Annotated in this window: 10 protein-coding genes and 1 tRNA gene; 5 read left to right on the top strand and 6 right to left on the bottom strand. The window is 38.6% G+C overall.

The genetic code is table 11. The annotated features are described in order from the left end of the window. The first annotated feature begins 96 nt into the window (after positions 1-96). Positions 97-2,901 carry a malto-oligosyltrehalose synthase gene (gene treY / locus NMG88_RS20260; protein ID WP_254035749.1) on the top strand — a complete coding sequence of 935 codons (2,805 nt, stop codon included), beginning with the start codon at positions 97-99 and terminating at the stop codon, positions 2,899-2,901. A gap of 255 nt (positions 2,902-3,156) precedes the next feature. Here treY and NMG88_RS20255 read toward each other — a convergent pair whose 3' ends face one another. Continuing rightward, a complete protein-coding gene (locus tag NMG88_RS20255) occupies positions 3,157-3,366 on the bottom strand; it encodes a hypothetical protein (RefSeq protein WP_026788711.1) in 210 nt (69 codons plus the stop codon). A 97-nt stretch (positions 3,367-3,463) separates the two neighbouring features. Beyond that, complete coding sequence (gene treS, locus NMG88_RS20250; RefSeq protein ID WP_254035748.1) at positions 3,464-6,784, bottom strand: maltose alpha-D-glucosyltransferase; 3,321 nt, start codon at positions 6,782-6,784, stop codon at positions 3,464-3,466. A gap of 508 nt (positions 6,785-7,292) precedes the next feature. On the opposite strand from treS, the gene NMG88_RS20245 reads away from it, so the two are divergent. Further along, entirely contained in the window at positions 7,293-8,366 is a 1,074-nt protein-coding gene (locus NMG88_RS20245) for a hypothetical protein (protein WP_227364765.1), read from the top strand. Positions 8,367-8,552: 186 nt separating this feature from the next. Here NMG88_RS20245 and NMG88_RS20240 read toward each other — a convergent pair whose 3' ends face one another. Continuing rightward, a complete protein-coding gene (locus NMG88_RS20240; RefSeq protein WP_042156336.1) occupies positions 8,553-9,584 on the bottom strand; it encodes a C39 family peptidase in 1,032 nt (343 codons plus the stop codon). Between the two features lie 390 nt (positions 9,585-9,974). Further along, positions 9,975-10,829, bottom strand: coding sequence for an SGNH/GDSL hydrolase family protein (locus NMG88_RS20235; RefSeq protein WP_052369673.1), 855 nt, complete (start codon positions 10,827-10,829; stop codon positions 9,975-9,977). A gap of 100 nt (positions 10,830-10,929) precedes the next feature. Here NMG88_RS20235 and NMG88_RS20230 point away from each other — a divergent pair, with 100 nt between their 5' ends. Beyond that, the gene (locus tag NMG88_RS20230; RefSeq protein ID WP_026797037.1) at positions 10,930-11,394 is read left to right on the top strand and encodes a DUF29 domain-containing protein; all 465 of its coding nucleotides are present in this window, start codon (positions 10,930-10,932) and stop codon (positions 11,392-11,394) included. A gap of 129 nt (positions 11,395-11,523) precedes the next feature. Next, positions 11,524-12,888, top strand: a complete 1,365-nt coding sequence (locus NMG88_RS20225; protein WP_227398094.1) for a serine/threonine protein kinase — start codon at positions 11,524-11,526, stop codon at positions 12,886-12,888. A 28-nt stretch (positions 12,889-12,916) separates the two neighbouring features. On the opposite strand, the gene NMG88_RS20220 is transcribed toward NMG88_RS20225, so the two are convergent. Further along, positions 12,917-13,008 (bottom strand) — tRNA-Ser (locus tag NMG88_RS20220). A 175-nt stretch (positions 13,009-13,183) separates the two neighbouring features. Here NMG88_RS20220 and NMG88_RS20215 point away from each other — a divergent pair. After that, positions 13,184-14,917: a pentapeptide repeat-containing protein gene (locus NMG88_RS20215; protein WP_227351247.1), complete on the top strand. Its 1,734-nt coding sequence runs from the start codon at positions 13,184-13,186 to the stop codon at positions 14,915-14,917. 72 nt (positions 14,918-14,989) lie between these two features. On the opposite strand, the gene NMG88_RS20210 is transcribed toward NMG88_RS20215, so the two are convergent. After that, positions 14,990-15,382 carry an allophanate hydrolase-related protein gene (locus NMG88_RS20210; protein ID WP_227351246.1) on the bottom strand — a complete coding sequence of 131 codons (393 nt, stop codon included), beginning with the start codon at positions 15,380-15,382 and terminating at the stop codon, positions 14,990-14,992. Positions 15,383-15,482: the final 100 nt, after the last annotated feature.

The raw sequence follows: 15,482 nt of genomic DNA, 5'->3' as shown, positions 1-15,482 counted from the left end.
AAATAATATTTTCAATCTTTAGATAGATAACCAGAATGAAAAATCAGTGCTAACATCAAATTATCATCTGTAATTTAACTTTATCTCAAAATTATTATGAGGATTCCTGTAGCTACCTATCGAATTCAGTTTAATAGAGATTTTCCTTTTAATCATGCTAACGAGATTATTGATTACTTGTATGAATTAGGAATTTCTGACCTGTATGCGTCTCCCATTTTCAAAGCTAGAATTGGAAGCACTCATGGCTATGATATTGTTGATCAAAATCAATTAAACCCAGAACTGGGAAAACAGGAAGACTTTGATCAATTAATGGAAAAAATCAAAAATCAGGGAATGGGATGGTTACAGGATATTGTCCCTAATCACATGGCCTATGATAGCCAAAATAAATATTTAACGGATATCTTTGAATATGGTGCTGATTCGGATTATTTAGATTTTTTTGATATTGATTGGGAACATCCCCATGATGACCTTAGAGGTCGGGTTTTAGCCCCCTTATTAGGGGATTTTTATGGCAATTGTTTAGAAAATGGACAATTAACTATTTCTTACGAAGACGAGGTATTATATGTAAATTATTATAGCCTAAAATTCCCTTTAAAAATTGAATCCTACACTTATTTAGTCAGTCATCGCCTCAAAGAATTAGAAGGAAGGTTAGGAAGAAGACACCCGAATGTAATTAAACTGTTAGGAGTATTGTATGTTCTGAAAAATATTCCCAATGAAAAATCTATTCAAGATCGGCGATCACAAGCGTTATTTGCTAAAGGATTACTTTGGGAACTGTATCAAGAAAATACCGATATTAATAAATTTGTTGATGAAAATATTGAATATTTGAATGGAAAAACAGACGATCCAGAAAGTTTAAACGACTTAGATCAACTACTTTCTCAACAAATTTTCCGATTATCCTATTGGAAAGTGGGTGCGGAAGAATTAAACTATCGACGCTTTTTTACAGTCAACGAATTAATTAGTGTCAAAGTAGAAGATGAAAAAGTTTTTAATAAAACCCATGATCTAATTTTTAAATTAGTCAGGTCAGGGAAATTTACAGGACTCAGAATTGATCATATTGATGGACTTTATAACCCGCTACAATATTTACAATCCATCCGAGAAAAAGTCGGAAATGTTTATCTAACCGTCGAGAAAATTTTAGAGATTGAGGAAGAATTACCCAGCGCTTGGCCGATTGAAGGAACTTCCGGTTATGAATTTTTAATTTATGTTAATAGTTTGTTTTGTCAAGGCAAAAATGAAGATCGCTTTAGCCAAATTTATCGAGATGCCACGGGGTTAACTGCCTCATTTAAACAATTATTAATTGCTAAAAAACGCTTAATTGCCGATCGCAACTTAGCCGGAGATGCTGATAATTTAGCTGGATTACTCAAACGCATTGCTGGTCAATATCGTTATGGACGAGACTTAACTTTACATGGGTTACAAACTGCAATTTTAGAAGTATTAGTTCGCTTTCCCGTCTATCGAACCTATATTAATGAAGGACAAGTCAGCGAAGCAGATCGATATTATGTTCAGTTTGCGGTTCAAGAAGCCAAAGGAAAACATCCTGAACTGATTAACGAACTCAATTTAATTGAAAAGTTTTTATTACTAGAATATGACCCCTATTTAAGTGAGGAAAACAAAAAAATATGGCTACATTTTGTGATGAAATTTCAACAATTTTCCGGGCCATTAACTGCAAAAGGAGTGGAAGATACCCTATTTTATGTTTATAACCGTTTTGTTTCTTTAAATGAAGTCGGGGGCGCACCAAATCATTTTGGGATTAGTCCCGATACCCTGCATCAATTTAATAAAAAACGGGCAAAAAGTTTGCCTCACACAATGAATACCACCTCAACCCATGATACTAAACGCAGCGAAGATTTACGCGCCAGGTTAAACGTTATTTCTGAAATTCCTGATGAATGGGAAGCCCAAGTTAGAACTTGGATGGCATTAAATCGTGATCAGAAAACAGAAACCAATGGACGAATTATTCCTGATGGGAATGATGAATATTTCTTGTATCAAAATTTAATCGGTTCCTATCCCTTTGATGAAATCAAATATCCCGAATTTGTAGAACGGGTCAAAAAGTTTGCGATTAAAGCTGTCCGAGAAGCGAAATTTCATACGGCTTGGTTACGTCCTGACTCGGTTTATGAGGAAGGTTATCTAGCTTTTATTGATAAAATTTTGAACCCTTCTGAGAACAATAAGTTTTTACAAGAGTTCAGAAAATTCAAACAAAAAATAGCCTTTTATGGGATATTTAATTCCCTATCCCAAACTTTAATTAAAATTACTAGCCCGGGTTTACCGGATTTTTACCAAGGAACAGAACTCTGGGATTTTAGTTTAGTTGACCCGGATAATCGTCGTCCCGTTGATTATCAAAAACGGATCGAGTTTATTCAGGAAATTAAAAGCCGTTCTCAGAAGGATATTTTGTCTTTAATTGAGGATTTAAAACAGACCCCTAAAGATGGACGGATTAAATTATTTTTAATTACTCAAGGGTTAGCCATTCGTAAACAATATCTGGAAGTTTATCAACAGGGAACTTACATTCCCTTAGAGGTAACGGGAGACTATGGGGAACATATTTTGGCATTTGGTCGCACCTATGGTCAGACAATTACAATTACCGTTGTTCCCCGATTTTTAACAAGTTTAGTTGAACCAAAACAGTTTCCTTTAGGGAACAATATTTGGCAGGATACAGCGATTAAATTACCGGAAGATTGGACAACTAATTGGAAAGAAATGATTACAAACCAAGGGATTAAAGGCAATCATTTCTTGAAAATAGGAGATATTTTAACAGTATTTCCAGTGGCTTTATTGGCAACTTCATGTACAGATAATTAAGGGAACAGGGAACAGAAACCTCAGTGATTCTAGGATTAGCAACTGCAACCGCAATTATTTTAGCCTTTACGGTGGATTGGAATCAGCTTAAAATTCCCCTGTTTTCCCCAATAGTCACTCATCAGAAACCCGGTTTCTTTAACCCTGCGTGAGTCCTAATTTATTTAGACTTGGGATGATCTTGACACACTTTTAACTTTTGTTTTTCCTCTGGACGAGTAACAAAATAATCCTTTAACCAGTCGCACCCTGTCGCTAATTTAGAGATAATTGCCGCTTAGAAACAACACAATCTTGCAAATAAAGATTAATTAGTTCCTGGGAAGATATACCTTTTTCCTGAGCCATTGTTTCAAAATATTCAATCACATCAATTCCGAGAGAAATAGTGACCTGTTTTTTTAACTGTTTGGCAAAAGGATTAGGTCTTTTTTTCATTTTTGACAGATCGTATTCCGGTTCCATTGTTTTATCTCCTAAGTGATTAAACCATATCTAGTTTTCACCAACAGTTTCTAAGTAGAAACCCGGTTTCTTAGGCCCTGCGTAAGTCCTAAATATGTTAGTGAAGACTAGAGACTAATCGCTTGAGAGAAATATCTAATAATTCCGGGCGATAATCTAAATGGTAGCCTAATTCCTGAATGGTTCTTTCTAACAAATAACAATCTAATAAGACATTAAGTTCCTGTTTTCCTTGGGGTAAAAAACGATCTTGGGATGCTGTTTCTAAATAACTATTGAGGAAAGCAGCACTGACCCAACTTGACCATAGTTGACCCCAATGTTCCATCAGGCCTAAATTCTCTGGGCGAATCATGCCATTTTTCACTTCTTCCCGCAGGGCGAAACGAGTAGCAAAATCAAAAGACTGTAACATTCCCGCGACGTCTCGCAGGGGGGAACGTTTCATCCGTCTTTCACTGAGTGACCGATAGGATTCTCCCTCAAAATCAATGATAATAAAATCCTTTCCTGTATACAAGACATCGTACAAAGAATAGTTACCATGACATCGGGTTCTCAGGGCGGTAATTTTCAAATTTAATAGGCTTTGAAACCGACCCAAAATATAGTTTTGATTATTCAAAATATGTTGGGCTAGGGGTTGAAGTTCCGGGGTTAAAGTTTCCAGTTGTTTCCTGAATTTTAGCAAAACTTGTCCGGTTAAATTACGAGAATATTGATAAATTGAACGTTGATAAAAGGTAGAAAATGGTTCCGGGGCAAAGTCAGAATTACGGGGATTACTCGCTAGAACAATATGAAATTCTGCGGTGCGTTTTCCCAGAAGTTCTGCACTGGTTAAATAGGAACCAATCAAGAGTAAAACTTCTTCGGGAATCGGTTGTTGATAGAGGTCAAAGAAAGAACGGGGTGAAGACAAAATTTCTAAATCTTGACTCGGTTGTAAGACTACCCGATCAAAGTAATCTCGTAAACTATCTAAGGTATAATTCCAAGCATGAATCGCATCGGGAATATACCCCTGAAGAAACCCTAATGTGAGGGATTCTCCTCGGTGACGACGATATTCTAATCCACCCAGTAATGGCGTTGTATATCCTAACTGTTGTTTTTGTTCTAAAAATTTACGAACTTCTAACTCGGGATGGATACCTTCTTCTACTCGACGGAATAGTTTAAACAGGAAGCGATCGCCATAAACTACAAAGGAATTATCATACTCCTCTTTTAATAAATGGGGGTCTAATTTTTGCTCTAAATTCTGTTGTTTTATGGCATCGGTTGTGGTGGCAATTAAATTACCAAATCGACCCGCATAACGATCAGAATTAATAATCATTTTTAAGGGTAAACTTAAAAAGTCAAGATTCTGCCCCACTTCTAATAAAATTCCGGTTTCTGTATTCTGTTGTACCGTTGCTAAAATCAATTGTGGTGTTTCTATTTTCAGGGTTTCTGCTAATTTCTCCTCCGCATAAGCTAAAGGAATTAGATAGGTTTCTGGGAATCCTTCTGTATATTCCACTTGCAATAAAATAATCACCGCTTGACTATCTTGATAGGGAATAGGAATGAATTCTGTAATCTTTACAGATTGGAGAATACGAGATTTAGAAAGAAACCAACGACAGCGATAGATATAGGCGGGTAAAATAGATTCTAAACGGGTTTTTAAGTTGGGTTGGGTAAGGATTTCTTGCCAATTATTTTGAACAATAAAATTGGTTAATTGGGCTTGAGGTCGAGGCAATAAAGCCACTTTCGGATCAAACTGGAGCATAAACCAGTAAAACCCATGGGGAGATAAACTAATAAAATAGGAAGAATCACTAATTTTAGGAAATTCTGTCCGGCCAAAAATTTCCACGGGAACCATGCCTTTAAAGGCAGATAAATCTAAATTCACCGATTGTACAAATCGAGATAAATTAGCTACAATTAACAGATGTTCTCCCTGATAGGTGCGGGTGAAAACCAGAACTTTACGGTTTTCTGAATGTAAGATTTCAAAGGTTCCCCGTCCAAAGGCTTGAAACCGTTTTCGCATGGCAATAATCCGTTTCATCCAAGATAAAAAGGAATTAGGATTACTACTTTGGGATTCTACGTTAACGGCTTTATAATCATATTCAGAATCAAAAATTAAGGGTAAATAGAGTTTTTGCGGATTCGCTCGACTAAACCCAGCATTGCGATCTGGAGTCCATTGCATCGGGGTTCTGACGCCGTTGCGATCGCCAATATAAATATTATCTCCCATGCCAATTTCATCCCCATAATAGAGTACGGGAGTTCCGGGTAAGGAGAGTAATAAACTATTCATTAATTCAATCTGACGGCGATCATTTCCCAATAGAGGCGCAAGGCGACGACGAATGCCTAAATTAATTCTAGCTTGGGGATCTTGAGCATAAACTTTATACATATAATCCCGATCTTCATCTGTTACCATTTCTAAGGTTAATTCATCATGATTCCTTAAAAATAATGCCCATTGACAATTATCAGGAATTGCGGGAGTTTGGTTTAAAATATCAATAATTGGAAAGCTATCTTCCATCCGTAAAGCCATAAATAATCGAGGCATTAAGGGGAAGTGAAAATTCAAGTGACATTCATTCCCATCGCCATAATAAGCCGCCGCATCCTCCGGCCATTGGTTGGCTTCGGCAAGGAAAATTCGGTTAGCATAGTTAGTATCTAAATAACTGCGTAATTGTTTTAATAGTTTATGGGTTTCGGGTAAGTTTTCACAGCTGGTTCCCTCCCGTTCAAAAATATAGGGAATGGCATCCAGTCGCATTCCATCGACTCCCATTTCCATCCAGAAATCTAAGACTTCTAAAATTGCAGTAATGACTTCTGGGTTCTCATAATTCAAGTCCGGTTGATGGGAATAAAACCGATGCCAATAATAGGATTTTGCCACACTATCCCAAGCCCAATTTGAGGTTTCAAAATCTTGGAAAATAATTCTGACTTCTGGATATTTTTCTGGGGTTTCACTCCAGACATAGAAATCCCGTTCTTTACTACCTTTGGGGGCTAATCTTGCCCGTTGAAACCAAGGATGTTGATCGGAAGTATGATTAATTACTAATTCGACAATCACCCGAATTCCGCGGTCGTGGGCGGCATTTAAAAAGGCTTTAAAATCCTCTAAATTCCCGTAAATTCCATTAACATTAATATAGTCAGCAATATCATAACCATCATCTCGCAAGGGGGAGGGAAAAAAGGGAAGAATCCAGAGAGCCGTTACTCCTAAATCCTGTAAATAATCTAATTTTTCCGTTAACCCAATAAAGTCTCCAATGCCATCCCCATTACTATCAGCAAAGGCGCGAACTGGAACTTCATAAATAATGGCATCTTTAAACCACAGGGGATCGTTGGGGAGTTTATTGTGTTGCATTTTATTAAATTACCTAAGATTTTCGGTGTTTTGTTTGAATAGAGTAAATACACACTTACTTATTATAAAACAAACTATCAGGAAAATCACCATTCTTTAGACATAACTTAATAATCAGTCATCAATGATCAGTTATCAGTTAAGAAATGAATAGTAGATAGTCATTCTATTAACAGCTAACTCTTGCACTGATGACTGACTACTGATAACTTCTTAAACTGATGACTGATAACTGTTTACTGATCACTGATAAAAACTTGTCTCTAAAGACAGAGGGCAAATATCTCTGATCTCGTTAACGTAGTGATTATGGAAGTTGAAATTCATAATTAAATGCCTGTAAACCTCAGACCGTTTTGAGGAGATAGGGTCACTTAAAAAAAATTGTAGTGTTGATCCTTACGACAGAATTTGTCGTCTTGTTTTTAGCACTAAAACTTAATAATTTGAGTCGATCTTGTTGAAGCTACAAACACAAACAAATAAGATATTTTCAAGGAACAATATTATGGTCATCAGTCAGTCTAATTCTGTGGCGACTAAAAATCGGCGTGCCGTAGGTGTATTTCCGAACCGGAGTACGGCCGAAGAAGCTCTTTATGCCTTGAGAGACTCTGGTTTTCCGATGAATCAGATTTCTGTGATGACAAAAGATGCAATTCATGAGGACAACATTGCTGGAGCCGATATCAGTGATTCCGTTTCCGAGAATCACGTTGCCAACCGAGTTGATAATAAAGCCGAAGAAGGGGCTGCTTTAGGTGTGACCACTGGGGGGGTTTTAGGTGGACTAACCGGGTTATTAGTCGGTTTAGGCAGTGTCGCCATCCCTGGAATTGGCCCGATTATGTTAGCGGGAGCCGCTGCTACAGCGATCGCAACTACCTTAGCCGGGACAGCGATTGGGGTTGCCACCGGAGGTTTATTAGGGGGATTAATTGGCCTGGGAATTCCTGAAGCAGATGCCAAAATCTATAACGACTGCATCGGTCGCGGTGAATATTTGGTGATTGTCGATGGCAACGAGGCGGATCTTGCCCGCGCCCACCAAATTTTACAAACCCATAATATTCGCGAATACAGGGTTTATGATGCCCCCGGTCTTGCCTCCATGTCCCCGGAACACCTCAACCGAGATATTACTTTCCCTAATTCAGACCATTCCCTACATACCAACGGCAATAAACGGGCGATGGGTGTGTTCTCCAATCCACAGGATACCGAACAGGCGATTACGGATTTAAGAAGTACAGGTTTCCCCTTAACTCAGATTCGTTTAGTCTCTCATCAGCCGAAACGACAAGAGTTTGCGGATATTGAAATGATCGATCGCTTTGATGGTATGGGAGACGGTATTCCCACCGAACAGACCAAAATCTATAATGATCGCCTAAATCGGGGTGACTCCGTTGTGGTGATCAGTGGTACAAAAGATGAAGTTCAACGGGCGGCGCCGATTTTCCGCAATCATAAAATTGAACAATGGCACATTTATGATCAAGCCGAAGTTCCGCTAATAGAAACTCGCCCAACAAAACCCTTAACTTCCCTTGGTCGCGATCGCACTAATTTTCCTGTTTAAAAGCCATTAATTCCCGAATTAGAAACAGCATAAGTTGTTTCTAATTCGGTGTTCCCTACTTTATATTAAAGATAGCTAATCAAACCTAGGGGTGCTATGCCTAAACTATCTGTTTAAGGATTCGTCAGCTTCCCCTCAATCCCCCATCTCAAGGGGGACTTTGAGGATAGCCCCAGAAACAAGAAATTAAGTCGAAATAAAATGTACCCAAAAATTCCCATCGGGCATACAAACTCGACGGATTAAATTGTAGGAATAGGGTAAATAAGCACCACTCAAATCCGTGCGATATCCCGAAGGAAACCATTCTCCATAGGGGTCATGTACCAGTAAGCCTTTTTCGTCATAACCCACCACGGGCATAACATGACCAAAGGCAGTAAAATAACCATGAAGTACCGCCGGTTTACCATCAGCTAACCAGTCTTGTAATTCCTCTATAGTTGTTCGTTCGGAAAAGTAATCTTTAGCCCCATAATCTCGGGCAATTTTGGCTAAGTCGTAGGGACTCCAGCGGCTATAGCCTTTTTTGATGGCATATTCATAGAGCTCGTCTTCAAATTGACCGCTACTGCTACGCCGAGGAATACCTAAATATTGCAAACACATGGCGATGGAAGTCACATTACAAGACCCGGTGGGATTATAAAGGTTATCCAGTTGAGATTTATAGGGAAAATTAGCGAGTTTGATACTTTTAGGACGGGGTTTCGGATAAACTAAATCTTTCCCTTGATAAATTTCAGCGTGTTGATCAAATATATACCAAATTGATTGTTCCCCAAATTCATTTCCCCGAAAAGCGACTCTAATATGACCGCGTAGGGGTTCATAGGCTAGAAGTTTGAATTCTTGACCTGCTTTTATGCCTTTTTTCTCAGCTTCACTTAATTGGGAAGATGTCACGGGTCTGAGTTTTAAAATTGTTTCTTGGGTAATTTTAAGAACCGGAACATCGGTAGGAAGTTGTTCCCGTTTGGTTTCTATTAATTTTTTGGCAGTTCTCGCCCCTAAAAATCCGGGTTCCTCACATTCCATTAAGGTTTGAAACCGATGCAGAGCTGCGGTGGATTTCTGTCCAAAGCTGCCATCTGATGGGGGGTCAAGCAAGGTTAAATTAATTAAAATTACCTGAATTTGACGGGCTAAGTCCTGATCCGATGTGATCACCTTCACATCATAACGTTGTTCGGTTCCTAAAATGTCTTGTAATTTCATATTCAGTAATAGATGTTATAACTTTAGGGTCTGACAAAAATAAACGATAATCGCAATAACTGGATTCTGATGTTTGTAGTTTAACCTCTTAATGGGTGTGAAAATTTCAGACGTTATTGATTATCGCGTAAATCAGCATTATTGGATAGTCCCAAATTAAAATTAACAATTCTAAACTATTCCCAAAAAGGGGGAATTACTGATGCTGGGGATGATATAGCACTACGCATTACAGTTAGGACATTTCTAAATCCTGAAACCCTTTCACTTCTTACTGTTCCCTGTTCCCTGTTCCCTGTTCCCTGTTCCCTGTTCCCTGTTCCCTTGCGCGTAGCGCTATACCCTAACCCTGGTTATCAACACCGATAATAATTGCTATGGAAGATTAAATTAATTACTGACTTTTAAACTTTGGATTTTGGGTTCAGGCACACCCCAACTTTTGAGAATATTATAGGCAATAATTTGATGTCCGGCAATATTCGGGTGAATCCCATCCCGAGTTAATAGATTTTGTCCCTGTCCCCCATAGCGTTGATAGGTGATAATTACATGACGAAAGGGAATATTTAAGTCAATAAATTGACAGCGATATTGCATAGCAACGTCCCGCATTACCGCGATATATTCCGCAATCCGTTGATTTTCTCGACTACTGAGATCTTCATGAATAATAGTAGGTGATAATAATAAAACTGGAATGGCTTTTGAGGTTGCCGCCTGTACCATAGCGGTTAAATTTTGCTGATATTCTTGGGTTGTGGGAATATTTGGTCTTGCGGTCGTCGGAGTTTGAAAACTTTGTAAAACATCATTCACCCCAATATTAATTGTAATTAAATCGGGTTTTTTGTCTAAAACATCTTGTTTAAATCTTTCATTCAGTTGGGTTGAAGTATTTCCAGAAACACCTGAACTGATGATTTCAACGGGTTTATCAGGATATAGTAAATTCAAATAGCGTTGTAATAGCCAGACATAACCGCCATATTGTCCTCCACTTTGGGTAATACTATCTCCAACTACCACAATTCGATGTTTATTGCGTAGGGCTTCCGGTTGGGGGTCGATGGTGGGTTGAGGTTGAGGTTGAGGAGGTTGAGGTTGAGGGATGGAGGAGGGGGAAGTCGCTTTTTGGGGAGTTGCGGCTTGTATGCGTACCGATGCGGCCAGAGCATACCATCCTAAACCAGCGATTGTAAGGGTGAGAAGAAATTGGACTACAATTGAAGGAACCTGTTTCATCTTTGAGCAGTGTTATGGGAAGCTACAGCAAGGGTGATTTTGCTGTATTAAAATCCCACATATTTTAACTAGAAATGGAACCTTTTATTAGGAAAAAATCATGACCACTACTCCGAAAATCCTATCTAAGTTATATGAAATAGACTTTTTAGCCTGGACAGAACGGACTGTACAACTTATTCGTGGGAGACAATTTGGAGAAGTGGATTGGGAGGCTGTCATTGAGGAAATTGAAAGTTTGGGAAAATCAGATCGCCGGGAATTGAAAAGTCGTTTGGAGGTATTATTACACCATTTACTCAAATGGCAATATCAAGCTAATTTGCGTAGCGGTTCTTGGCAAAATACGATTGATGAACAACGAAATCGGATTGCTGATTTACTCGAAGAAAGTCCTAGTTTGAAGTCGCTTCCAAATGAAGTTTTAGCGGAGTGTTATCGGCGGGGGAAGAAAGCTGCTAGTAATGAAACAGGATTGCCATTGGATAGATTTCCAGTAGATTGTCCTTATCCTATTATCCAAGTTATTGACCCTGAGTTTTTACCAGAAGTTATTGATTTTTAAGCCAAATATTTCCCAAGAAAACTTCAAATAATTTAGCCCGCTTACGTTGAAGGAACCTGTTTCATCATATTAGTCATTTATCAGTAATCAGTTATCAGTGTAAAACAGGAATTACGCATAAGATTAAATATGTTTAATCAACAACAAATCCTCCAAGACCGCTATCAACTCCAGCATCAATATGGACGTACCGCCGCCGGACGCCAAACTTGGTTAGCAATGGATCAAGAAACTCAAGAAGAAGTTATTATAAAGTTATTAGCGTTTAGCCCCCAAATGGCTTGGGAAGAATTAAAACTTTTTGAACGAGAAGCCCAGGTTTTACAAGCCTTAAATCACCCGCGTATTCCCCGTTATCGAAATTATTTTTCTATAGATCAAAATCTAGGTGGGGGCTTACCTTGGTTTGGATTAGTGCAAGATTATATTCCCGGTTCATCCCTCCAAGACCTATTAGAAAAAGGGCACCGTTTTACTGAAGCCAAAGTTAAAAAAATAGCCAAAGATATCTTAAAAATATTGATTTATTTGCACGAACTTAGTCCTCCGGTTTTGCATCGAGATATTAAACCGAGTAATTTAATTTTAGACGGTTCCGAACAGATTTATTTAGTAGATTTTGGAGCCGTACAAGCGCAAGCATCGGTGACAGGAGTGACTTTTACCGTTGTCGGAACCAGTGGTTATGCACCCTTAGAACAATTTTGGGGACGGGCGGTCGCTGCCTCGGATTTATATGCGTTAGGAGCCACATTAATTCATTTATTAACTAATACTTCTCCGGCGGATTTACCTCAACAGAATTCTCGAATTCAATTTGCAGATCTGGTTAGTTTAAATCGGAATTTTGTTTTATGGATTGAACAAATAACAGAAATTTCCTTAGAAAACCGATTGCCAACTGCCCGGGAAGCTTTAGAATTGTTAAAAGCCGGAAAAATTCGTCCTCGAATCAATCCTGATACTACCCCCCAAAGCGCTTTAATTCAAAAACTGAAGCAACCATTTTACAGTAGAATTTCCCTAGATAAAACTTCACAGCGTTTAAATATTTATCTCCCGCCCAAAGGGTTAGGAAAACTATTTAAAATGGAAATGGGGTGTTTGCATTTTTTGATGATTTATTTTGGTTTAGGTTTCTTATTATCGGTTTTTATACCAATATTTTTTAACAATCCCATGTTATTTTGGTTTTTGTTTTCACTCCTATTTGCTTCTGGCTTCCTTTGGATATTATTTTTAATTGATGAAAAAACCTGGGTTGAATTTGATCACCATGAATTTAGAATTATCCGAAAATCTAGGGGAATTCAATATCCTTTACAGTCGGGTTTTATAGGTAATATTATCGGTGTTTTTATGGAAAAAAAAGAATCTAAATATGAGGTGGTAATTCGCACTACTTCCCAAACCTATAGAATTGGCGAAGTATTTGTGGCCGAGGAATGCGCCTGGTTAACCCAAGAAATCCAAGATTGGCTTTATCCTCGGTAAAGAAACCGGGTTTCTCAATACTAAACAACGGAGAGGGAGGGATTCGAACCCTCGGTACGGAGTTACCTGCCGTACAACAGATTAGCAATCTGTCGCTTTCGACCGCTCAGCCACCTCTCCAAGCGTGACAATTAAATATACTAACAGATCATTTAGAGTCTGTCTAGGGGTAAATGAAAAATTTTAGGGTGATGACAATTTTGGGTCAGGATGGGAAGCCAATCCCCCTGATCACGGCCAGAAAAACAAGATAGACTGTTGATGAACCCTTTTCAGCCTTGTTCCAAGCTGTCCCATGAACAGACAAGAATTTTTAGATCGGTATCAAGCGGGAGAGCGCAATTTTACCTATATTGATTTAAGTGAGGTGAACCTAAGCGGTGTCAATTTGCAGGAGATTAACCTCACAGGCGCGAACCTCACAGGCGTTAACCTCAGTTGGGCGGTATTAAGCAAAACTCAATTAGTGGGAGTGTGTTTTCGTCGGGCTGATTTACACAGTACGGTATTAACCCAAAGTAATCTAAATCAAAGCAATTTAAGTGGTGCAAATCTGACAAAGGCGGACTTACGATTTGCTACTTTACAACAGGCGGATTTGAATTGGGCAGTTTTAATTGAAGCGGATTTAAGTAATGCGGATTTAACGGGCGCGAAATTGGATCAGATTAATTTAGAACAGGCAAAATTAAATAATGCTGTATTAATCGGTGCAGAATTAATGGAGGCAAATTTAACTCGGGCAAGTTTGGTGGCAGCGAATTTAACTCGGACAAATTTACGAGAATCTCAGTTAGCGGGGGCTAATTTAAAAGATGCCATTCTGATTGAAGCCAACTTAACGGAAGCAGACTTAAATGGTGCCACCTTAAGGTCTACGAATTTAACGGGGGCGGATATGCACCGAGTAGTATTAACGGGAGCAGATTTAACCGATGCGGTTCTTGATGGGGCGGATTTGAGTCGAGGAAATTTAACCGGAGCTTATTTATTAAAAACCAGTTTTAAAAAGGCTTATTTATTACGGGCAAATTTAGAGGAAGTTTATCTACTTTGGTCAAATTTAACCGAAGCGAATTTAAGGGGGGCAAACCTTCGCAGGGCGGATTTAAGCGGTGCTTATCTGGGAGATACAATTTTAAGCGAGGCGGATTTACGAGATACTTTATTAATCGAAAGTCGTTTAATTAGAACAAATTTAGAGGGATCTAAATTAACGGGATGTTGTATTTATAATTGGCAAAAATCAGAAGTTGAAATGAATAAAGTAGAGTGTGAATATGTTTATACTGATTTTGATTATACGAATAAAAAACCCAAAAATCGTTATCCCAGTGACCGAAATTTTTTACCTGGAGAATTGGCTCAAGATTCCCCAGAAGATAGCCAGTTAATTCCGGTGGAATTTACGGAATATCCGAATTGGGAAGCCTTGGTTTATACTTTAGTTAAAGTAGAACAGGAGAGTCATGAACTTGAGTTGAGCATTCAAGGATTTGAAACTCAACCGGATAGTTTTTTACTTTATGTTAGGGCAAATTATTTAGTCAATGCTAAACTTCTGAGTCAACAGATTTTAAAGTCCTATCCGGCCATGAAGCAGAAACTTGTAAAGAAGCGATCGGACATTTTAGGGTTATTAAATTTGGAGGTTCCTATTTTTAACGCGGCCGTAGATTTGGATGGAATTCCTGAAGCGGTGATCTCTCCTGCTATAATTGAAGGGAATAATCATCAAACTTTATATCAAGAAATTTCTCGTCAAATTCAAGGGATTTTGCGATCGCAGGAACCGGAAAAATTTGTGGTTAGTGTCCAAAGATTATTAGATTTCCTGGCTAAAAATGGTGTGGAACTTGAGGATTTACAACATCAAGTGATTATTCAAGGTATTGTGCAACGCGCCCAACAAGAACCCCTATTTAAAGAGAGTTTATTCCGTTGGGAACAGGTCACCAGTCCAACGGAAAGAATTTCGTTGATGGGGGAATTAGTTAGATTTGCTATCGCTCTTTTATGGGAAGAATAAACTAGATTTTTTGATTTTAGCACAAAGACTAATCCGGTAAACTACTACTATAGCGGGCGACCCCTTACCGCATTAAATTGGATTTGATTTTTTATAAGCAGCCCAACCCCCGAAAGCAGAAATATCTGGCCATTGATAGTGTTCGATTAATTCCCTCGGATACAGTATCGCAGTTAAGACTTCCCCATCTTCTAACTTGATGTCCCCTGGATACATATTCGGAGGTTCGTTAACCAGTAAATGCTCATACTGGGTGTGCGAGATTTCATACACTTCTCCGGGGATAGAAATTCCGTCTTCTCCAATTTCATAAATCGCCGGATGCCAACCATTGCCCGCCGCGTGTAAGCGATATATGGGTAGGGTTTTAGCCGATTTAATCAATTTTGCTTCCCCTAAGTTTTTATGATCCGGTTGACCCTGGAGGGCCGAACCACAAATAAAGATCCGTTTAGTATTGGTCATAGAAGGGAATGGGTAATGGGTTTTGGGTAATGGATAATGGGTAATGGGTAATGGGTAATGGGTAATGAGGATTTATTAGTCAATTAATTAACTATTACAC

Origin of the sequence: Planktothrix agardhii (assembly GCF_904830935.1) — a bacterium.
GTDB classification, from domain to species: Bacteria; Cyanobacteriota; Cyanobacteriia; order Cyanobacteriales; family Microcoleaceae; genus Planktothrix; species Planktothrix agardhii.
This window is presented reverse-complemented; position numbering and strand designations above follow the sequence as displayed.

Bases quoted from the DNA above. Each gene is read 5' to 3' on its own strand.
- treY (WP_254035749.1), top strand. From the start codon at position 97: ATGAGGATTCCTGTAGCTACCTATCGAATTCAGTTTAATAGAGATTTT.
- NMG88_RS20255 (WP_026788711.1), bottom strand. From the start codon at position 3,366: ATGGAACCGGAATACGATCTGTCAAAAATGAAAAAAAGACCTAATCCT.
- treS (WP_254035748.1), bottom strand. From the start codon at position 6,784: ATGCAACACAATAAACTCCCCAACGATCCCCTGTGGTTTAAAGATGCC.
- NMG88_RS20245 (WP_227364765.1), top strand. From the start codon at position 7,293: ATGGTCATCAGTCAGTCTAATTCTGTGGCGACTAAAAATCGGCGTGCC.
- NMG88_RS20240 (WP_042156336.1), bottom strand. From the start codon at position 9,584: ATGAAATTACAAGACATTTTAGGAACCGAACAACGTTATGATGTGAAG.
- NMG88_RS20235 (WP_052369673.1), bottom strand. From the start codon at position 10,829: ATGAAACAGGTTCCTTCAATTGTAGTCCAATTTCTTCTCACCCTTACA.
- NMG88_RS20230 (WP_026797037.1), top strand. From the start codon at position 10,930: ATGACCACTACTCCGAAAATCCTATCTAAGTTATATGAAATAGACTTT.
- NMG88_RS20225 (WP_227398094.1), top strand. From the start codon at position 11,524: ATGTTTAATCAACAACAAATCCTCCAAGACCGCTATCAACTCCAGCAT.
- NMG88_RS20215 (WP_227351247.1), top strand. From the start codon at position 13,184: ATGAACAGACAAGAATTTTTAGATCGGTATCAAGCGGGAGAGCGCAAT.
- NMG88_RS20210 (WP_227351246.1), bottom strand. From the start codon at position 15,382: ATGACCAATACTAAACGGATCTTTATTTGTGGTTCGGCCCTCCAGGGT.